The organism is Pseudomonas libanensis (assembly GCF_001439685.1).
GTDB lineage: Bacteria > Pseudomonadota > Gammaproteobacteria > Pseudomonadales > Pseudomonadaceae > Aquipseudomonas > Aquipseudomonas libanensis.
Window position 1 is genome coordinate 47,695 of the sequence record NZ_JYLH01000018.1, and the last position, 17,379, is coordinate 65,073.

24 protein-coding genes, 1 tRNA gene and 3 pseudogenes are annotated in these 17,379 nt (G+C 57.4%); 12 read left to right on the top strand and 16 right to left on the bottom strand.

What is annotated here, in order from left to right; all coding sequences use genetic code 11:
* Window positions 1–65: 65 nt before the first annotated feature.
* Entirely contained in the window at window positions 66–1,349 is a 1,284-nt protein-coding gene (locus tag TU73_RS23820; RefSeq protein WP_057014258.1) for an NAD(P)/FAD-dependent oxidoreductase, read from the bottom strand.
* Window positions 1,350–1,533: 184 nt separating this feature from the next.
* Here TU73_RS23820 and TU73_RS23825 point away from each other — a divergent pair.
* Window positions 1,534–1,610, top strand: a tRNA-Val gene (locus TU73_RS23825).
* Window positions 1,611–1,644: 34 nt separating this feature from the next.
* Here TU73_RS23825 and TU73_RS28670 read toward each other — a convergent pair.
* The 3 genes and pseudogenes from TU73_RS28670 to TU73_RS29685 all read right to left on the bottom strand — a co-directional run.
* Entirely contained in the window at window positions 1,645–2,256 is a 612-nt protein-coding gene (locus TU73_RS28670) for a tyrosine-type recombinase/integrase (protein WP_331714123.1), read from the bottom strand.
* A gap of 7 nt (window positions 2,257–2,263) precedes the next feature.
* Window positions 2,264–2,926: pseudogene (locus tag TU73_RS23835) on the bottom strand (major capsid protein); the annotation flags it as partial.
* A pseudogene (locus TU73_RS29685) lies at window positions 2,925–3,164 on the bottom strand (putative metallopeptidase); the annotation flags it as partial. The pseudogenes TU73_RS29685 and TU73_RS23835, both read right to left, overlap by 2 nt.
* A gap of 73 nt (window positions 3,165–3,237) precedes the next feature.
* On the opposite strand from TU73_RS29685, the gene TU73_RS23840 reads away from it, so the two are divergent.
* On the top strand, window positions 3,238–3,447 hold the full coding sequence (locus tag TU73_RS23840) for a hypothetical protein (protein ID WP_057014259.1): 210 nt from the start codon (window positions 3,238–3,240) through the stop codon (window positions 3,445–3,447).
* Between the two features lie 56 nt (window positions 3,448–3,503).
* On the opposite strand, the gene TU73_RS23845 is transcribed toward TU73_RS23840, so the two are convergent.
* From TU73_RS23845 to TU73_RS23870, 8 genes and pseudogenes are all read right to left on the bottom strand, one after another.
* Window positions 3,504–3,983, bottom strand: a complete 480-nt coding sequence (locus TU73_RS23845; protein WP_057014260.1) for a hypothetical protein — start codon at window positions 3,981–3,983, stop codon at window positions 3,504–3,506.
* A gap of 94 nt (window positions 3,984–4,077) precedes the next feature.
* Window positions 4,078–4,413 (bottom strand): hypothetical protein, encoded by a 336-nt coding sequence (locus TU73_RS23850; protein ID WP_057014261.1) that lies wholly within the window; start codon window positions 4,411–4,413, stop codon window positions 4,078–4,080.
* The gene (locus TU73_RS23855) at window positions 4,410–4,751 is read right to left on the bottom strand and encodes an MFS transporter (protein ID WP_231984781.1); all 342 of its coding nucleotides are present in this window, start codon (window positions 4,749–4,751) and stop codon (window positions 4,410–4,412) included. Before TU73_RS23855 ends, TU73_RS23850 begins: the two co-directional genes overlap by 4 nt.
* A 129-nt stretch (window positions 4,752–4,880) precedes the next feature.
* Window positions 4,881–5,075: a hypothetical protein gene (locus TU73_RS23860; RefSeq protein WP_156421248.1), complete on the bottom strand. Its 195-nt coding sequence runs from the start codon at window positions 5,073–5,075 to the stop codon at window positions 4,881–4,883.
* Window positions 5,076–5,251: 176 nt separating this feature from the next.
* Complete coding sequence (locus TU73_RS23865) at window positions 5,252–5,569, bottom strand: FxLYD domain-containing protein (RefSeq protein WP_057014264.1); 318 nt, start codon at window positions 5,567–5,569, stop codon at window positions 5,252–5,254.
* A gap of 284 nt (window positions 5,570–5,853) precedes the next feature.
* Window positions 5,854–6,108, bottom strand: a pseudogene (locus TU73_RS29415) (hypothetical protein); the annotation flags it as partial.
* 18 nt (window positions 6,109–6,126) lie between these two features.
* Complete coding sequence (locus tag TU73_RS29050) at window positions 6,127–6,390, bottom strand: hypothetical protein (RefSeq protein ID WP_156421249.1); 264 nt, start codon at window positions 6,388–6,390, stop codon at window positions 6,127–6,129.
* A gap of 80 nt (window positions 6,391–6,470) precedes the next feature.
* Entirely contained in the window at window positions 6,471–6,731 is a 261-nt protein-coding gene (locus TU73_RS23870) for a hypothetical protein (RefSeq protein WP_057014265.1), read from the bottom strand.
* 159 nt (window positions 6,732–6,890) lie between these two features.
* On the opposite strand from TU73_RS23870, the gene TU73_RS23875 reads away from it, so the two are divergent.
* From TU73_RS23875 to TU73_RS23910, 9 genes are all read left to right on the top strand, one after another.
* Complete coding sequence (locus tag TU73_RS23875) at window positions 6,891–7,172, top strand: DUF4236 domain-containing protein (protein ID WP_156421250.1); 282 nt, start codon at window positions 6,891–6,893, stop codon at window positions 7,170–7,172.
* Between the two features lie 68 nt (window positions 7,173–7,240).
* Window positions 7,241–7,591, top strand: coding sequence for a hypothetical protein (locus tag TU73_RS23880; protein WP_057014266.1), 351 nt, complete (start codon window positions 7,241–7,243; stop codon window positions 7,589–7,591).
* Between the two features lie 62 nt (window positions 7,592–7,653).
* Entirely contained in the window at window positions 7,654–8,265 is a 612-nt protein-coding gene (locus TU73_RS23885) for a tail assembly protein (RefSeq protein ID WP_057014267.1), read from the top strand.
* A 652-nt stretch (window positions 8,266–8,917) separates the two neighbouring features.
* Complete coding sequence (gene ltrA / locus TU73_RS29690; RefSeq protein WP_425311733.1) at window positions 8,918–9,763, top strand: group II intron reverse transcriptase/maturase; 846 nt, start codon at window positions 8,918–8,920, stop codon at window positions 9,761–9,763.
* Window positions 9,738–10,226, top strand: coding sequence for a group II intron maturase-specific domain-containing protein (locus TU73_RS29695; RefSeq protein ID WP_425311734.1), 489 nt, complete (start codon window positions 9,738–9,740; stop codon window positions 10,224–10,226). The genes ltrA and TU73_RS29695 overlap by 26 nt, the downstream gene beginning before the upstream one ends.
* A gap of 663 nt (window positions 10,227–10,889) precedes the next feature.
* Window positions 10,890–11,606 (top strand): DUF969 domain-containing protein, encoded by a 717-nt coding sequence (locus TU73_RS23895; protein ID WP_057014268.1) that lies wholly within the window; start codon window positions 10,890–10,892, stop codon window positions 11,604–11,606.
* Complete coding sequence (locus TU73_RS23900) at window positions 11,603–12,553, top strand: DUF979 domain-containing protein (RefSeq protein ID WP_046068927.1); 951 nt, start codon at window positions 11,603–11,605, stop codon at window positions 12,551–12,553. The genes TU73_RS23895 and TU73_RS23900 overlap by 4 nt, the downstream gene beginning before the upstream one ends.
* A 7-nt stretch (window positions 12,554–12,560) precedes the next feature.
* The gene (pcp, locus tag TU73_RS23905) at window positions 12,561–13,175 is read left to right on the top strand and encodes a pyroglutamyl-peptidase I (RefSeq protein WP_057014269.1); all 615 of its coding nucleotides are present in this window, start codon (window positions 12,561–12,563) and stop codon (window positions 13,173–13,175) included.
* 72 nt (window positions 13,176–13,247) lie between these two features.
* Window positions 13,248–13,766 (top strand): anti-virulence regulator CigR family protein, encoded by a 519-nt coding sequence (locus tag TU73_RS23910; protein WP_057014270.1) that lies wholly within the window; start codon window positions 13,248–13,250, stop codon window positions 13,764–13,766.
* 12 nt (window positions 13,767–13,778) lie between these two features.
* On the opposite strand, the gene TU73_RS23915 is transcribed toward TU73_RS23910, so the two are convergent.
* The 3 genes from TU73_RS23915 to TU73_RS23925 are packed head-to-tail and all read right to left on the bottom strand — an operon-like array spanning window position 13,779 to window position 16,151.
* The gene (locus TU73_RS23915) at window positions 13,779–15,179 is read right to left on the bottom strand and encodes a heavy metal sensor histidine kinase (protein ID WP_057014271.1); all 1,401 of its coding nucleotides are present in this window, start codon (window positions 15,177–15,179) and stop codon (window positions 13,779–13,781) included.
* Entirely contained in the window at window positions 15,176–15,847 is a 672-nt protein-coding gene (locus TU73_RS23920) for a heavy metal response regulator transcription factor (RefSeq protein WP_046068923.1), read from the bottom strand. The genes TU73_RS23915 and TU73_RS23920 overlap by 4 nt, the downstream gene beginning before the upstream one ends.
* A gap of 43 nt (window positions 15,848–15,890) precedes the next feature.
* Window positions 15,891–16,151: a DUF2790 domain-containing protein gene (locus tag TU73_RS23925; protein WP_057014272.1), complete on the bottom strand. Its 261-nt coding sequence runs from the start codon at window positions 16,149–16,151 to the stop codon at window positions 15,891–15,893.
* Between the two features lie 207 nt (window positions 16,152–16,358).
* Between TU73_RS23925 and TU73_RS23930 the strand changes: the two genes are divergently transcribed.
* Window positions 16,359–17,036, top strand: coding sequence for an HAD family hydrolase (locus tag TU73_RS23930; protein WP_057014273.1), 678 nt, complete (start codon window positions 16,359–16,361; stop codon window positions 17,034–17,036).
* Between the two features lie 19 nt (window positions 17,037–17,055).
* Here TU73_RS23930 and TU73_RS23935 read toward each other — a convergent pair whose 3' ends face one another.
* Complete coding sequence (locus TU73_RS23935; RefSeq protein WP_057014307.1) at window positions 17,056–17,340, bottom strand: hypothetical protein; 285 nt, start codon at window positions 17,338–17,340, stop codon at window positions 17,056–17,058.
* Window positions 17,341–17,379 lie beyond the last annotated feature (39 nt).

Below are 17,379 nucleotides of genomic sequence, written 5' to 3' on the forward strand. Positions count from 1 at the left end.
TAGCAGTGTAGAAAGCGCTCAACCAGTGTGGGAGCGAGCAAGTCGCTCTCACACTGGACGTGTGTCTACATTCCGAATTTATCCCGTAGCCCGTAATACCAAGCCCCCAGCGCCGCAAATGGCGTGCGCAACAGCTGCCCACCCGGGAACGGGTAATGCGGCAGGTCGGCAAACGCATCAAAACGCTCTGCCTGCCCCCGCAATGCTTCCGCCAATACCTTGCCTGCCAGGTGCGTGTACGTCACGCCATGGCCACTGCAACCCTGTGAGTAATAGATGTTGTCGCCAAGACGGCCGACCTGGGGCAAGCGCGACAGCGTCAGCAGGAAGTTGCCGGTCCAGGCGTAATCGATCTTCACATCCTTCAACTGCGGGAACGCCTTGAGCATTTTCGGCCGGATGATTGCCTCGATATTCGCCGGGTCTCTAGCGCCGTACACCACGCCGCCGCCGAAGATCAGGCGCTTGTCGCTGGTGAGGCGGTAGTAGTCGAGCAGGTAGTTGCAGTCCTCGACACAGTAATCCTGCGGCAACAAGGTCCTGGCCAGTTCGTCGCCCAGTGGTGCAGTGGTGATCACCTGCGTGCCACACGGCATCGACTTGGCCGCCAGCTCCGGCACCAGGTTCCCCAGGTAGGCGTTGCCTGCGACGATGATGAATTTGGCTCTGACCCTGCCTTCGGCGGTGTGCACCACGGGGTTGGCGCCGCGCTCGATGCGCACCGCAGCCGATTGCTCATAGATCGTACCGCCCAGGGACTCAACCGCGGCCGCTTCGCCCAGCGCCAGGTTAAGCGGGTGGATGTGCCCGCCGCTCATGTCCAGCAAGCCGCCGACATAGTTGTCACAGGCCACTACCTCGCGAATACGGCGTTCGTCCAGCAACTCCAGCTGCGTATGGCCGTATCGTTCCCACAGGCGCTTCTGCGACTCCAGATGGCCCATGTGTTTGCTGTTGAGCGCGGCGAACACACCGCCGTCCTTCAAGTCGCACTGGATCTGATACTTGGCCACGCGCTCGCGGATGATCTTGCCGCCTTCAAAGGCCATCTGCCCGAGCAGTTGTGCTTGCTTGGGGCCGACACTGCGCTCGATCACATCGATATCACGGCTGTAGCTGTTGACGATCTGCCCACCATTGCGGCCTGAGGCGCCAAAGCCGACCTTGGCCGCTTCCAGGACAGTCACGCGAAAGCCGTTCTCCAGCAGGAACAATGCGCTGGAAAGCCCGGTATAGCCGGCACCAATCACGCACACATCGGTTTCAACGTCGCCCTGCAGTGCCGGGCGAGGTGGAACTGCATTGGCGGAAGCGGCGTAATATGACTGGGGGTAGGGGGTGTTCGCCATCCTGGAACCTCTGTTTTATATTTTTTACGAGTGCGGCGATCCTACCTGAGTTGAAAATTGCCTGCCAGCCACCGGAAAATCACAGGCGTGCCCGGCGCAAATAAAAAATTCGCATATTCATAGGCTTAGCTGCAAAAAAGATGTTGACACCCCTCCGGAATTCCGTAGAATGCCGCCTCACAGCAGGCACGTAGCTCAGTTGGTTAGAGCACCACCTTGACATGGTGGGGGTCGTTGGTTCGAGTCCAATCGCGCCTACCAAACAAAATCCGCTCTGCTGGGCGGTCTTGAGGGGTCATCGGAAACGGTGACCCCTTTTTGCTTTCTGCGATTTGCAAAACTTTTGCAAAACTTTTGCAAAACCCCCACCCCAAAACGCCAACCCGGCGCCCACCTCGACATACTCGATCTTCTTTTCGTCGTGCCCTTCCTGATAATGCTTCGTCATCTTCTCGTCCGCATGGCCCATGAGCGCTTGGATGTACTCCTGTGGGAAGTTTTGCTGTTCGTACAGCCATGACCCCAGTGCGCGGATCTCGTGAAAAGTGGGGCGCTCACCAGTGGGTACGTGGTCGTAGGCGTGTGCTGCGTCCCTGGCCTTACTGAACTCTTTCGTCAAGTAATCCGGCGTGACCGATGTCCAGTGGTCTTTGGCGTCGATCTGTTCCCGGCGCCGCGCCTTCGGTTTGTAATGGATCAGGTATGGCGATGCCAGCGGCGAACGCAGGCACTCTCCGACAACCTCCCGCAGCGCCGCCCCCATGGTGATCTTTAGGTGTACGGGGTTATCGTAGCCCTGGGTTTTGCCAGGCGAGACGGTGAGTGTGTTCTTTTCCATGTCAGCAGCCAACTTCAACCATGTGACGATATCGTCCCGGCGCTGAAGGCTGGCCAAAGCCAGGCGGATCGCCCGTTTAAGTCAGGGCGGTGGTCATCACGCCGGCGGTCACCTTGTTGCTGTCCGAGTGCTTGACCCAGTTGGCGGCCGAACCAACAGCGGCGAGGGTGGGGTTGGCACCGCCAGTGGTTTCCTTCCAGCTGTAGCCCAGCACATCGATGTTCACGGTGCCTTCTGCGCGGTAACCAATACCGAGGTTTTCCTCGTCGTTCACCTCATAGGACCGGAAGCCGGGAGCCTGGGATTCAGTGATCACGACAGCATTCGGCAACAGACCGAAAATCACGTCAGCCGGTGCGGTATCGGTCACCAGCACTGGCTTGCCCAGCGTGCCAGGCAGACCGCCGTAGATGACGACGCCAGCCTCCTCGTAGACCTTGTTCGCGATCGCTTCGTCCACGATGTCGAAATAGGCCGACGAGTGCATGACCCACAGGGCAATGCGACCGAACTTGTCGCCGAACTTACGCATCCCGCGAGTCAGGGTTTTCTTGCCATCGGTCTCGATGTTGGCCGAGACCACCATGCCAGCGTTGGAACCGATCGCGGCACGCAGTGCAGCGGTGGCGTAGTGGATGAAGCCTTCCAGGGTAGCGTCGGCCACGTCAACGCCGATGATTTGGGAGAACTCATCCACCGGACGGCCACGACGCTTGAACGCTTCTTCCGTGGCCTGGTACCTGTTCGGCCTGGCCAAGGACTGTGCGTCCCTGCTTGGCGAAGCTCGAAGACGCCCAAATGATCCGAATGTCTGCATCCAGTAGATGGGCATGATCTTCGTTGTAGATGCTGCCGGTGTCGGCAAGGATCTCAGCTTGGAGCCATTCAAACACCTCTGGGGCGGAAGTCAGGCGTATGCCGAAGTCGGAAAGCTCGGACTGCTCAAGCAGTGACGATGGAGGGTATGGCCTGTCCATGGATCACCTTGAGCTTGTAATGGTGGCGCGTTGCCGGTATTGGTGAGGATCGACTCAACGGAAGGAAAGCAGCATGTCTGAAGCTTTGAAAGCAATAGCAACAACCGGGAACCTTTCTTACAACCGACTCGCGCCGGATAGTCAGCGCGGTGTTGCAGGCGCGATTGCGCTTGAGTTGATCTTAGGCGCCGTTTCTTCCGGAAAACCACACGATCTTGAAACCGAACTTGGCCGGCTTTCATTGTACGTTGATCAGATTCAAGAAGCCCTGAAAGCCAAGTGATCCATCCGTGCCGCACTCACCTGCGGCACATCACCATTAATAGTGCTTTTCCGGGATTATTTTTTTGTGGAGGTCACCTTGTGCACAAAGGTATTCAGAGCCTCCTCTGAAATGCCGAGCTCGACTTGGAAGTCGTGAACAGCTTTTGAGAGAGAAGAACAAAAATCAATAAACTGAGCCTGAGTCAGGTCAACAATATCTTCTGGTAAGACAGGGTAAGTCCGCGCATTGACCGCTTTCACCCCTCCGGCATTTTTACTAGTGAAAAATCGGCCATGGGCAAACGTATTCCGTTTCGAATCCGCGAACAAAGCTTCAGCCTTCGTTACCGTATCTGCCAAGCTAGGGTGGGCGCTTAACAATGCCTTCAATGTAAGAATCTTGGCTCCAATTGTCTTCCGACCAAACTCCTTAGGAAATTCTTCCAGGGGTGTTTGGGTATGGTGCACAAATTGGTAATCGAGGAGCGACTCAAACCCAGAAAACGTGACATGGAGAAGACCGTAAAGCGCCCAAGTTCTTTCAGAATGGTCCATCGTATTGTGCCTTTTTAATGCAAAAGGCGAGTATTGCACATGCAGTCCCTATCGACTGCTCTCGCGAAAGCCCTCCTCCCAAATGCTGAAAATTTTACTTCTCTCCACTGCCAAGTTCTCCCTTATCTACCATGCATTGTTCGCAATTCAACATACGACACAGCCAGACCCTCACCCGCTGCCAATACGTAACCATGAAGATGTGGCGGGCTCCGGCCAGGGCCAGGGCGACATGTAGCGTCAGGCCAGCACTGGTCGGGCCGAAGAAGATGTTCTGGCCGCGCGCCATAACGACAAAGCCGCTGATGGCGATCGTCGAGTAGATCAGCTTCCCGAGGATGCCGTCCCTCACCTTCCCGCTCAGTACGCACCAGGTCGCCCAGGCTGCGATCAGGCCGCAGGCGATGGAGTTGATCAGTTCAAGATTCATGGTGGATTGCCTCCCCCGAACCGCTGGCGGATAAGCGCCCAGAGGTCAGCGGCTTTGATGGCTCGGTTGATTGCTGCCAGGAGCGAACCGCCGAACGTGCCCAAGAGAAAACCAATCCCGGCGACGATCTTGGGCTCAGTGACATTCAGGTAGGCGCTTACCATGCTCGTCAGGTACAGCGAGCAGGCCACCTCGGTGACCAAGAACACCATCCAGGCGCGCCAGTCGGACAAGTCGTCCTTGTGCCACCAGCTCGCAACAACAGCCCCAATCAGGCCCGCAATCAACAATTCGAACCTGTCGATCTTGTCGAGCAGGCGCTGTAATACTCCATGCACTACTCCGTGGGGCATGTTCGGGAATTGAATCGGCTCACACAGCTCTCCCAGCTCGGAGTAATGGGTGTGGTGGAGCCGAAAACGAAAAAGCCCCGCACGATGGCGAGGCTCTTGGGGTAATCAGGCTTATCAGGCGAGTGGCTTGACCGTAACAGAATCCAAATAGTCATGGCCTGCCCAGGTCAACTGGACTGAGTGACCGCCGATTACGGCCAGATACCCCGCATCCGCACAGCGATTGACTAAATAGATCAACTCAGGCTCAAGAAGAGAGACTTCTGGATTTCCGCTAGATTCCTCCCACTTGGGCAACAGGTCAATCATGCTAATCCCCTCCTCGTCTGCATGTGCCTGGACGAGGTCCAGCAGGTGTTTTACATGATTCAAATTTCTTCTCATATGGCTCTCCTGAGCTCAATTTTTTCGAGCCTGAGGTAATACCATAATGAGATCACTTACAGCAAAAACCCGGCGCTTGGCCGGGCTTTCAGAATACTGAATCAGTAGATATCGATGCTGCTTAGCTTTGCCTGAGCAAAGGGTGCGGTGGTAGGTGCTGAAAATTTCCAGTTCTCACCAGGGCCAATGTCCGCTGCGTGAGCCACTGTATTACCGATTACATTCCCGGCTGCGTCATAAAGCTTGAACTTCACAAATACAGAACCCAGCTGGGCATTCGTGTTGTTGTGAGCAGTGCCCATTACCGCGACAAATCCTTCAGGAGCCTTGCCTGTATGAATATCGGAAACCGTTACACGATCATCTGCAAGTGTGAAGGTGGACATCAAGAGTGCTGCTATGGCGAGTATCTTTCGCATCGGTACTGCTCCATTTTGAATAGAGCGCAACCATTGCCCAACCCTTGAGCGCTGTCAACTTCGGCACAGGTGAAGTCAGTTTTCGAGGCACAAAAAAGCCCGACACGATGGCCGGGCTCTTTTGATCCACTCCTACACACGCAGGAATGACAGGATGGGTGAATAATGGCTCATTGGCTCGGTTGCCGTTAAGCGGCTTGTGTCCCATTGAGTTCCGTTTCGTCCCGCTGCGTGAAAATGAGACCTTCCGCATCCAACAACGCCTGGGCGAACACCAAGGCCTAGTCCACTTCGCGCTCCAACGCCTTGCGTATGTCACGCCTCCAGCGCTCCTGCGTCTTGATTGGGTGCGGCTCGTTCGACCAGTTGTCCATCTCGTACCAGCCAGCTGGTAGAACGTTGGTGGAGCGCTTGCCATCAACACCAAGAAGCCGAGGCAGTGCCCAAGTCACCACAGCGCAGTGCAGGAACCGCTCGGGCGCAGATGAGCGCATCACGCGGGTCAGCTCTGCAATAGCCGCATGCTTGCGCTCGGTATGCCGTCATTTCAGTTGATGTTAAGAGCTCGAGCCGCCAAATCGCTTAGCGAAATCTTCTGGAGATAAGGCGACAGGTAGCGGTGCGCCGGGAAATGCTTTTTCCCAAATTGCCTTGAGTATGCTGTCACCGTGTCCTGCTTGCACTGATCCATGCATTGCCATACCCAGAAAGCCCTTAGTTAGGTCGGGGTTTACTTGAGCAAGAACGTGAGTAAGTGCGAGTAATCCGTTGGTAAGCTGCATCGCGGCGTCATCGATTTGAGTTACAGGTTGTTGACTCACATTGACCTCCAGGTCATAAACGCGCCGATATTGGCGCTATCCCAGTCCCTGGGCTTGCAGGCGAAGGACTGGGGAATCCTTTAGCCTTTCGTTTGAGTTTCGACGATCAAACGCCATTGGACTTTGCTGTCGAAAACGCCAGGATGTTGGTGCGTATTCTGAGGGGGAAATGGATCGCCTTTGTTTGAAGTAATCTCGTCACCACAGCCCTCACACCGATATATGCCGGAAACAAGCACCTTCTCACCCGGGCCGAACAACGAATTCCAAGGTGCGCTACCGAGCAAGGTGGGTGTTGTTTTCTCGAGGTACTGCAACGATTCTTCTGTGAAGAGCGCCATAGTGATTCCTTTCTGTGGGGGGCAAGAGAGGCACAACGCTACTACGCTAAGCATCTGCTCGGTTACTGGCATTCCATCCACACTGGATGCTTGAACACACTGGAATCTATTTGAACACTAAGTGATGATGGCTCACTGCCTTCCTCAAGGAGACGAGTCATGGCGTTGCGCATCAGAAAGAGCATCAAAATTGCCCCGGGCGTGAAGATCAACCTGAGCAAAAGTGGAATCAGTACATCCTTAGGCGGAAAAGGCAGCACTGTTAACCTTGGCAAGCGTGGGGCGCGAGTCACTACAAGCATTCCAGGTACCGGCATTTCCTCGTCAAAGCTCTACGTGACAGGCAATAGGGCGGCCCAACCTGCGGTATTTACCCCTTTATGGGCTCATGTTGTTGCGTGGCTGATAGTCGCCGCTGTTCTTTGGTGGATATTCAGCTGACGTTGGCGTGCAGCTCCTTGTCTCTGCCCTCTAGTGCTACAGTCCCGCCAAACCAACGAGGGAACGACATGCGGATTTTGATAGCGGCGGTGGCGGTAGCGATGCTGGCGGGGTGTATGGCGCCAACGATAAACGAGGCTCGCCAAGAGGGACCGTACAAAGTGCTGACATCGAAGAAAGCCGACGCGGAGTTGGCTAAATGCGTTCATTACGAATGGCAGAACCAATCGATATTCGGCGGCACACCTGGCGCAACGCTTCAGCCGGGGCGCGATACTGGATACACGGTCTTCACAGAAGGCTCCCAATATTTCGTCGATATCCAGCCCCAGGGAACTGGTTCATTGGCGAAGTATTACGCGGTGGTTGGTAACTGGATTGCCAACAAAAGGCTGACGGCGCTGCAAAGCTGCCTTTAGATGATCAGCAATTTATTCAAGGCTCGCTTCGGCGGGCCTTTTTGCTGCCCGGAGAAAAGTACATGGCGGCGCTTTCCATCAATTATCAGCCCATAACCACGATTATGCTCTATGGACAGCTTCGACAGTTTGGTCGGTCCTTCCGAATTGCCGTAAGGACACCGGCTGAGGCGGTTAAGGCTCTCTGCGTCCAAATACCAGGGTTTGAGCGCTTCCTATCCAATGCAAAATCCAGAGGTATTGAGTTTGCAGTCTTTCGCGGCAAGACGAACCTGGCGGAAAAGGAGCTTGGATTCACTGGCGAGGGCGATATTCGCATTGCGCCAGTAATCACTGGGAGCAAGCGAGGCGGAGCACTACAAACCATCATCGGTGCGGTGCTGATTGTTGTTGGCCTTGTCATCACCGGCGGCACCTTCGGCGCCGGCGCACCGTTCGGTTCTGCCTTGATCATGATGGGTGGATCTATGATTCTGGGCGGGGTAATCCAAATGCTCAGCCCCCAGGCTGGCGGACTTAAGACCAGCGCAGTGCCAGAGAACACACCGGGCTACGCATTCGGCAGCGCCAAGAACACCACGGCATCGGGTAACCCGGTACCACTGTGCTACGGAAAACGGCGGGTGGGCGGCGCGATCATCAGTGCCGCTATCTACGCCGAGGACCAGATGTAACCTGTTTTTTTAAACTTGATTAAAAGTCTTGGATTTGGCGGGGATGCAAAATCACCCACTACAACCGGGACACATCAAATTGTCGGGAAACCGACACCCTGGCCCGCAGATGATCAGCAGATCGCCGGGCCAAAAAAGCAAAACCCCCGGACGTTTGCAGCGTGCCGGGGGTTTTTATATCCCGCCCCATAAGTCAGGTATGGAGAAGAAGGATCATTGGACTATAGCAAAATCATACGAGAGGTACGAGACATGGCGACGAAGATGCCAGCGTGGCGATTCGTTCTTCTTTGCAGCGTGGCGCTTGTGTTTGCGCTTGGATATCTGTCTGGGCATATCCCTTGGGACAAGATCCTTTAGCGAGGCCAGTTGATAGTCATACGCCGCCCTTGAGGCGGTTTTTTATTGCCTGGAGGAAAGCATGGGCGCAGCACGCAAGATCGACATCCACGGCGCCAAGGGCGGCGAAGGATTGCGTTCTTACCTGGGGAGATCTCGCCTCATGCCTGAAAGGGCGACGGTGCAAGCCGGAGCGAGAAGTCAGCAGAGGCCGTAGTAGTCTTTTTTTGACGAAGGGCCGAACGAGAGAAAGCGTTATAGGCCATGTTGATGCGAAAGACCGGAAGTCAGATGCCTGCCAAACGCGGGGCTGATGGAGACTGCGAACGGTGAAGCCGTGAGAAGCTCCGTCAGCGACGAGGTCAATCGCCCGCAAAATGAAACCGACAACGCAGGGCAAGGGCTGCTGGAGCGGGCCTTTGCGAGAGAAAACCTGAAGCGGGCGTGGAAACGGGTCAAGGCCAACAAAGGTGCGGCGGGGGTCGACGGTCTGGATATTGATCAGACGGCCGAGTACCTGCTGACCCAATGGGCGGCGATTCGTGAACAGCTTCTATCAGGTGTCTACCGGCCCAGTCCGGTACGGCGTGTAACCATTCCCAAACCCGACGGCGGTCAACGCGAGTTGGGTATCCCAACGGTCACCGATCGTTTGATCCAACAAGCATTGCTGCAAGTCTTGCAGCCATTACTCGATCCGACTTTCAGTGAACACAGCTACGGCTTCCGTCCTGGACGCTGTGCGCAGGGCGCCGTTTTAGCGGCTCAGCGCTATGTTTCTTCAGGACGTAAAGTGGTGGTGGATGTTGATCTGGAGAAATTCTTCGACCGGGCCGACCACGATATTTTGATGGATCGTTTACGCAAACGGATCGCGGATCGGGCGGTTACCCGGCTGGTTCGTGCGTATCTGGATGCGGGAACGCTGATCAATGGCGTGGTCGAGAAAAGTCGCTGCGGGGCGCCGCAAGGCGGCCCGCTGTCGCCGTTGCTGGCGAATGTGCTGCTGGACGAAGTGGATCGGGAGCTTGAACGTCGAGGTCATTACTTCGTGCGCTATGCCGACGATGCGAACGTTTATGTTCGTAGTCAGAAGGCGGGGCAACGGGTGATGGATTTGCTGAAGCGTCTGTATGAAAAGCTGCGTCAACGCGAGTAAGAGTGCGGTGACGAGCGCGTTTGGTCGCAAGTTTTTGGGCTTTGAGTTGTGGTCATACCGCGACGAAGTTAAGCGTGCTGCCTCTTATAAAGCGCAGAAGCAGTTCAAGCAGCGAATACGCTGGTACACCCGACGCTCGTGTGGTCGTAGCTTGCAGCAAATCGTCGATGAGCTGCGCCCTTACATTTTGGGTTGGAAAACTTACTTCGGGTTGTCGCAAACCACAGCCGTCTGGCGTGAGCTGGACGAATGGATGCGACACCGATTGCGAGCTATCCAGCTCAAACAATGGAAGCGCGGAACGACGACATATCGCGAGTTGCGAGCACTTGGCGCGAGTAACCAGGCGGCGCAGAAGGTGGCAGGAAACACCTGCCGCTGGTGGCATAACAGTCGTCTGGAGCTGAATCGCGTGCTTACTATTGCGTGGTTCGACAGGCTGGGATTAGTACGTCTCTCATAACCTCAATCTCTCGAACCGCCCGGTGCGGACCCGCATGCCGGGTGGTGTGGCAGGGGAGCGGCCTGTGAAGGCCGCCCCCTATGCCGATTGGCTGGAATTTGGGCAATGGTCACCCGCAGACGCCTCGCGGCGTACTTTCAGGATTGAAGGGTGGGTCAGCAGAACAGCGTAGCCACCGACAGCAGGCAAATTATCTGGGCGACCATCTGGCAGCGTATCTCGCCAAAGGTGGTCGCCATATTACTCATTTGTCCGGCATACATAGCGCGAGCCCTCATTGTCGGCATAACACCGTGAACGAACTGCAAGTACACACAGCTGCATCGTGGAGTATAGATCCTGTTTGGGAATTCATACGGCTGAACCGATGGTGGGTGCCTCGTCGGTTCACCTGCGCGACTTTTCCCGAAAAGCCTGGGTTGAATCCGTCCCATGGCGCCCGATTGCGTGGTGCCATCCCCCACAAAAATTATTGGTTTGCAGCAACAATTTTTCTTGTTGGACACCCCCCGCCCCCAGGCAGCAAAGTTGCCGCCACTGACGCTCGACCTTCCGGGTCAACAATAAAAAACCGAGCCGACTGCACGCCAATTCATGCTGTGAGCCCTTTGCCCACATCCTGCTGTAATGGCGCCGCAGCGCGCACTAAAGGACCTCTCCGCCATGCAAACAGTTGTGAACTTATGGCCGTTGATCGGCGTACTTGTCATCGTGGTCGGCTTTGTATTGCGCTTCAATCCGCTGTTGGTGGTCACGGCGGCCGCCATCGCCACTGGGTTCGCCGCCCAGTTCCCGCTGGAAAAAATTCTCGCCACCATGGGCGATGGCTTCCTTCAGACCCGTGCCCTGCAATTGATTCTGTTACTGCCGCTGGCGGTGATTGGCCTGTTGGAGCGCCATGGGCTGCGCCTGCATGCGCAGAACTGGATCGCCCGCTTCGAGCGCGCCACGGTTGGGCGTTTGCTGATCATGTATCTGTTTGTGCGTGAATCCACGGCCGCCATGGGGCTGACCAGCCTGGGCGGGCATCCGCAAATGGTGCGCCCGCTGTTGGCGCCGATGGCCGAAGGCGCGGCGGAAAAACGCTACGGCAAGCTGCCGGACAAGCTGCGGCATAAGGTATTGGCCATGTGCGCGGCCACCGACAACGTCGGGCTGTTTTTTGGTGAAGATATTTTTGTCGCTTTCGGTGCGATTGCGTTGATGCATACCTTCCTGTTGGGTTCGGGCATTGATGTGGAACCGTTGCACATTGCCGTATGGGGCATTCCCACGGCGATCTGTGCCTTCATCATTCACGCTATCCGCCTGCATCGTTTTGATCGCCGCCTGACCCGAGAGATGAGCCCTGCCACCGCCCCGGCGGAGACTGCGCAATGATCATTTCCATTCAATACCTGTACTGGCTGGCCGGTGTGCTGTTGCTGATCACCGCGGGCATGATCCTGCTCGATCGTTCCCATCCCAAGCGCTGGTCCAGTGCGCTGTTCTGGCTGCTGTTTGCCATACCCTTCCTGGTGGGTGAGCGCCTGCCTTCGGTGGTCATCGGTGTCGGTGTGGTGGTGATGGCGTTGATCGCAGGCCTGGGCGGTGTAGGTCGTGGCCAGCACGCCGAATTGCACGACAAGGCGTCCCGAGCCAGTGCCGGGCGCCTGGGCCATAAGTTGTTTATCCCGGCGTTGGCGATCCCGCTGACCACGGTGATTGGCTCGGTATTGCTCAAGCACACTGAAATCGGCGGTGTACCGCTGCTGGACCCGAAGAACACCACCTTTGTGTCCCTCGGCATCGGCTGCCTGATTGCCCTGGGCCTGGCCTGCTGGCTGACCCGCGATACGCCGGTACAAGCCTTGCGCGAATCGCGCCGCCTGACCGAGGCGTTGGGCTGGGCGATGGTGCTGCCGCAGATGCTGGCGATGCTCGGCTTGCTGTTCAATGAAGCCGGGGTGGGCACCGCTGTCGCCCACGTCACCACTACTTATATCAACCTGGATTACAAGTTGGTGGCGGTGATGGTGTATGTGTTGGGCATGGCCTTGTTTACCGTGATCATGGGTAATGGCTTCGCGGCGTTCCCGGTAATGACAGGTGGCGTCGGCGTGCCGGTACTGGTGGGGATTTATGGCGGCAACCCCGCGGTGATGGCGGCGATCGGCATGTTTTCCGGCTACTGCGGTACGCTGATGACGCCGATGGCGGCCAACTTCAACATCGTACCGGCAGCGCTATTGGAGCTGCCTGATAAAAACGCGGTGATCAAGGCCCAGATACCCACGGCGCTGATGATGCTGGTGGTCAATATTGTGCTGCTTTATCTGTTGATGTGAGGCTCATATGCAAACGGTGTTGCTGACGGGCTTCGAGCCCTTTGATAACGACTTGGTGAACCCCTCCTGGGAGGCGGCGCGACAGCTCGATGGCGTGCAAGTGGTCGAGGGTGTGCAGATTGTCGCGCGTTGCTTGCCGTGCGCCTTTGCCACCGCAGGCGAGTACCTGGCCCAACTGATCAGCGAGTTGAACCCGGCAATGGTGGTTGCAACCGGCCTGGCACCTGGGCGCAGCGAGATGTCCATCGAGCGGGTGGCGATCAATATCAACGACGCGCGCATCCCCGATAATCTCGGGCAACAACCGATTGATACGGCGGTAGTGGTCGATGGCCCGGCTGCGTACTTCTCGACGTTGCCGATCAAGGCCATGGTCAAGGCGCTGCGCGAGGCGGGTGTTGCGGCAGCGGTTTCGCAAACGGCGGGGACCTTCGTGTGCAACCAGGTGTTCTATCTTTTGCAGCATCGGCTGGTTGGGGCCGGAATACGCAGTGGGTTTATCCATATCCCGAGCTCTCCACCACCGGGCCAACCTTCGCAGGTTGAAGGCTTGCGGCTGGCGGTCTCTACGGCTTGGCTCACCCAGGCCGATGTCGTGGAAACAGGTGGGCAGGTGAGCTGACGGCTGGGCTGCGCATATAGGTGGGGCAACTTCGGCTATAGTTCACAAGCGTATCCACCTTGGAAAACCATCATGATCAAATGCCCGAAGTTCGTGTCTGTCGCGTTGTCCCTCGCGTTGTTTGCGAGTAGCGGTCTTGCCCTGGCTGATCCCGGTAATGGCAAGGGCCAAGGTAATAACAAGGGTAATAGCCAGGGAGAGCAAGGGCAGGGTAATAACAAAGGCAATAGTCAGGGAGGGCAGGGCAATAACAAGGGAGGTAATCAGGGAGGGCAGGGCCAAGACAAGCTCAAAGGCAAGGGCGGCTCAGGTGGTCATGGCCCCAGCGTTGATCGAGGGAGCGTACTGAATGTGTTGGGCGGTTATCGGGATTACTGGAGCCCAGGGCCTGCATTGCCACCAGGTATCCAGAAGAACCTGGCGCGTGGCAAGCCGCTGCCACCCGGTATCGCCAAGAAGCTCGACGGCCGCCTGTTGGGACGGTTGCCCCATTACGATGGTTATGAATGGCAGCAAGCGGGAACCGACTTGATCTTGGTGGCCATTGCCACCGGTATCATCTACGAAGTGCTGAACGGGGCCTTGGATTGAGCGGGCGAGGTATCACGCGTTGCGCTTTGGAAAAAACAATTCAAAGCACGTCACGCCGCCTTCACTGGTAACGCCATAGCGGCCGTTATGCAACTGCATGATGGTCGCCACAATCGACAGTCCCAGCCCATTGGACTGGGACGAACACCCGCGGGACTCATCCACCCGGTAAAAGCGTTCGAACAACCTGGGCAAATGCTCGGCGGCAATGGTTTGGCCGTGGTTGCTGACCCTCAGGCGGATCCCTTCGGTCGTCGGGATTGCCTGGATATTCAGTTCGGTGTTCGGCGCGCCATATTTGATGGCATTGGCACACAGGTTCGCCAGGGCCCGGCGCAGTAGCATCGGTTCAGCCCAGATCACACCTTCGCCCAAGCCAACGATGTGCATGCCCACATCACCGGCCAGCCCCTCGAAATAATCTGCGATGCGTTCCACCTCATCCGCTGCGTCCAGCTCCTGGCGTTGGCGCAAGGCGCTGGCAGGGTCGGTACGGGCCAGGAACAACATGTTATCGAGCATCCGCGCCAGGCGTTCGAGCTCTTCGACGTTAGAGGCCAGCAGTTGTTGGTAACTCTCCATGCTGCGGCTCTGTTGCAGGGCGACCTGGGTTTCACCGAGCAAATTGTTGATGGGGGTGCGCAGCTCGTGGGCCATATCGGTGGAGACCTGGCCCAGTTGGGTAAAGCCCTTGGCCAGCCGTTCAAGCATGGTGTTGAAGGAATCAATCATCGGCAGCAGTTCTTTGGGAGCGCCGTGGCTGTCGAGACGTTCGGCCAGGTTACTGACGCCGATGCCCTGTGCATGGCTGGCCAGGCGCCGCAACGGCAGCAACCCACGGTGTACCAGCACATAACCGACCAAGGCGAGGATCACCGCTGCGATGCTGGCCAGGATGAATACGTTCAAGCGATAACGTGCGAGCATGGTCGTGCGCTCGGCCATCAGGCGCCCGACGGTGATTTGCAGGCTGCCCAGGTCACCGGTATCGATGGTCGCCGCCACTGTGGCCAACGGTACGCCGCTCACATCTAGGAAATGCTGCACGTCGGCAAGCCCAAGCGCATGGTCTTTCGTCACGGGCGACACCGGGGGAATCTGGATGTTGCCAGGGTTCACCAGCAATAACGCTTGCTGCCCGGGTGCGGCGATGCTCAATACCGACTCACTGTTGCCCAGCATGTTCTGGAACAGCTCCGGTTTGGACTTGATCAGCTCCAGGGTGTTGCCGTCATTAAGCAGGTTGCGCAGCTGGTTGGCGCGCGAGATCAGCGCGGCGTCGTCACGCTTGATCAGTTCACGCTCCAGCTCGCGGTACAACGTCACGCCCAGGGTTGCCAGCAAAGCGAAGGCGAGCAAGGCGAAGATCAGTGCCAGGCGCAGGGTCAAGGAATAGTGGCGATGACGGTTCATGGCTGGGTATCGAAGCGGTAGCCAATGCCCCGCACGCTGTGGATCAGCTTGAGCTGGAACGGGTCGTCGATTTTCAGGCGCAGGCGTCTTACGGCCACATCCACTACGTTGGTGTCGCTGTCGAAGTTCATGTCCCACACCCGCGAGGCGATCAACGAGCGGGACAGCACCTGGTCCTGGTGCGTGGCGAACAGGTGCAGCAGGGCGAATTCCTTGTTGGTCAGGGTAATGCGCGTGCCGGCACGGGTGACGCGGCGCTTGAGCACGTCAATGTGCAGGTCGGCGATGTGCAGCTGTTCTTCCTCGCGGCTGGGGCCGCGGCGGTTGAGGGTACGCAGGCGTGCGACCAGCTCGGCGAAGGAGAAGGGCTTGATCAGGTAGTCGTCGGCACCCAGTTCCAGGCCTTTGATGCGGTCGGCGATATCATCCCGGGCGGTGAGGAACAGCACCGGCGTATCGGCTTCTTTACGCAGGCGGCGCAGCACTTCCCAGCCATCCATCTTCGGCATCATCACGTCCAGCACAATTACGTCGAAGGGCGTCTCCAGGGCCTGGTGCAAGCCATCCACGCCATCGCGGGCCAGGCTTACAGAGTGGCCCAGCTCCTGAAGGCCGTTGAGCAGGTAATTGCCGGCCTTGGGTTCGTCTTCGACTACGAGGATGTTCATGGCAGATGCCCCTGCTTCAATAGGTGGCGCAAGTGTAGCCCGATCAATTATCACTGGCGCAACCGATGCCCTGGACCTGGTAATCCAGCACATGTTCGCGTCCCTGGTGATCCAGGTAACGCAATTGCGCCGGTACGACCCCGCACTGGCCGTAGGTGTCGGTACTCGACACTACCTTGGCGACATCCAGGTGTACGAAGAAGCCGGTCTTGTCATGAATGACGTTGGAGGCAGGGACCGTGTCGGCAGCAAACGCCGAGCCGGTGGTGAGCAGGGCGGCAACACCGAGGGTAAACAGTTTCATGGTGGTATCTCTCGTTACGGATTGGCTGCCGCAGTGGCAGTGAGTTCACGGTAACCAGGCGATCCCAACAGCCAACCAACAGGATCATGACAAGTTCGTCATTCTTGACGTGAGACCGATACGCGGGCGATTTGAGGGGGCTCAGCGTTTACAAGCGTGAAGGTGATCCGTAGATTGCACGGGGCCAGCTGATGAGGAAGCCGCGTAGTGTCCATCCCGAATCCAACTGTATTTACCCGGCGCTATCGCGCCTTCCTGTTCGACATGGACGGGACGCTGCTTAACTCCATCGCCGCAGCCGAACGGGTATGGAGTATCTGGGCGGAACGTCACGGCCTGGATGTGGAGGCTTTCCTGACCACCATTCATGGCGCCCGCGCGATTGATACGATCACTCGCCAGGCCTTGCCGGGTGTCGATCCCGAGGTGGAAGCGCGGTGGATCACTGAGGCTGAGTTGAACGATGTCGATGGTGTCGTGGCGATTCCCGGTGCGGTGGAGTTTTTGAAGGGCTTGCCCATCGATCAATGGGCGCTGGTCACCTCTGCTCCAAAGGCGTTGGCAATGCGCCGACTGCAAGCGGCGGGCATTCCGGTGCCGGAAGTATTAGTGACAGCCGAAGATGTGGCGAGCGGCAAGCCGGATCCGGCCTGTTATGTGCTGGGGGCCCAGCGCCTGGGCGTGCCGGTGCAAGACTGCCTGGTATTCGAGGACGCCACCGTGGGCATTCGGGCGGGGGAGGCGGCGGGGGCGGATATCATGGTCGTGACCTCTGCGCACCTGACGCCGATGGTGACTGAGCATGCTTGTATCGAGGGATACAGTGGGTTGCGGGCGCTACGCGACGCTGATGGCTTGCTGTGCGTCCATCCGTTGACGCCTTGATGCGCAGAAGGCCGAGCCTTTACCGGGCTCGGCCTTCTGTGCAGGCGACTGCTTGCAACCGGCTGTTTTTCATTCCCTGACGCGACAGCACCATTTCCCTGAGTATCTCTGTGGCGAGCCGGTTGATGGCTTCAGTGCCGTGATAATGCGCCCGCACGATCCCGGTAACCGCAAAATGATCGGTTTCCGGGCCGCAAAGAACGGCTGACAGGGTACCGTCGGCATGCAGGGTGCACTCAACCGTGTAGCTGGGCAGGCGGTCTGCCAAGGCCTTTTCGATTTGGGATTTGCTGAGCGTGTCCATCTGATCCTGCACCTTTGACTGACTGTGCATGCCCAAGCA

Coding starts and splice junctions, on each gene's coding strand:
- TU73_RS23820 (WP_057014258.1), bottom strand. CDS start 1,349: ATGGCGAACACCCCCTACCCCCAGTCATATTACGCCGCTTCCGCCAAT.
- TU73_RS23840 (WP_057014259.1), top strand. CDS start 3,238: ATGTCTGAAGCTTTGAAAGCAATAGCAACAACCGGGAACCTTTCTTAC.
- TU73_RS23845 (WP_057014260.1), bottom strand. CDS start 3,983: ATGGACCATTCTGAAAGAACTTGGGCGCTTTACGGTCTTCTCCATGTC.
- TU73_RS23850 (WP_057014261.1), bottom strand. CDS start 4,413: ATGAATCTTGAACTGATCAACTCCATCGCCTGCGGCCTGATCGCAGCC.
- TU73_RS23860 (WP_156421248.1), bottom strand. CDS start 5,075: ATGATTGACCTGTTGCCCAAGTGGGAGGAATCTAGCGGAAATCCAGAA.
- TU73_RS23865 (WP_057014264.1), bottom strand. CDS start 5,569: ATGCGAAAGATACTCGCCATAGCAGCACTCTTGATGTCCACCTTCACA.
- TU73_RS23870 (WP_057014265.1), bottom strand. CDS start 6,731: ATGGCGCTCTTCACAGAAGAATCGTTGCAGTACCTCGAGAAAACAACA.
- TU73_RS23875 (WP_156421250.1), top strand. CDS start 6,891: ATGGCGTTGCGCATCAGAAAGAGCATCAAAATTGCCCCGGGCGTGAAG.
- TU73_RS23880 (WP_057014266.1), top strand. CDS start 7,241: ATGCGGATTTTGATAGCGGCGGTGGCGGTAGCGATGCTGGCGGGGTGT.
- TU73_RS23885 (WP_057014267.1), top strand. CDS start 7,654: ATGGCGGCGCTTTCCATCAATTATCAGCCCATAACCACGATTATGCTC.
- ltrA (WP_425311733.1), top strand. CDS start 8,918: ATGGAGACTGCGAACGGTGAAGCCGTGAGAAGCTCCGTCAGCGACGAG.
- TU73_RS29695 (WP_425311734.1), top strand. CDS start 9,738: ATGAAAAGCTGCGTCAACGCGAGTAAGAGTGCGGTGACGAGCGCGTTT.
- TU73_RS23895 (WP_057014268.1), top strand. CDS start 10,890: ATGCAAACAGTTGTGAACTTATGGCCGTTGATCGGCGTACTTGTCATC.
- TU73_RS23900 (WP_046068927.1), top strand. CDS start 11,603: ATGATCATTTCCATTCAATACCTGTACTGGCTGGCCGGTGTGCTGTTG.
- pcp (WP_057014269.1), top strand. CDS start 12,561: ATGCAAACGGTGTTGCTGACGGGCTTCGAGCCCTTTGATAACGACTTG.
- TU73_RS23910 (WP_057014270.1), top strand. CDS start 13,248: ATGATCAAATGCCCGAAGTTCGTGTCTGTCGCGTTGTCCCTCGCGTTG.
- TU73_RS23915 (WP_057014271.1), bottom strand. CDS start 15,179: ATGAACCGTCATCGCCACTATTCCTTGACCCTGCGCCTGGCACTGATC.
- TU73_RS23920 (WP_046068923.1), bottom strand. CDS start 15,847: ATGAACATCCTCGTAGTCGAAGACGAACCCAAGGCCGGCAATTACCTG.
- TU73_RS23925 (WP_057014272.1), bottom strand. CDS start 16,151: ATGAAACTGTTTACCCTCGGTGTTGCCGCCCTGCTCACCACCGGCTCG.
- TU73_RS23935 (WP_057014307.1), bottom strand. CDS start 17,340: ATGGACACGCTCAGCAAATCCCAAATCGAAAAGGCCTTGGCAGACCGC.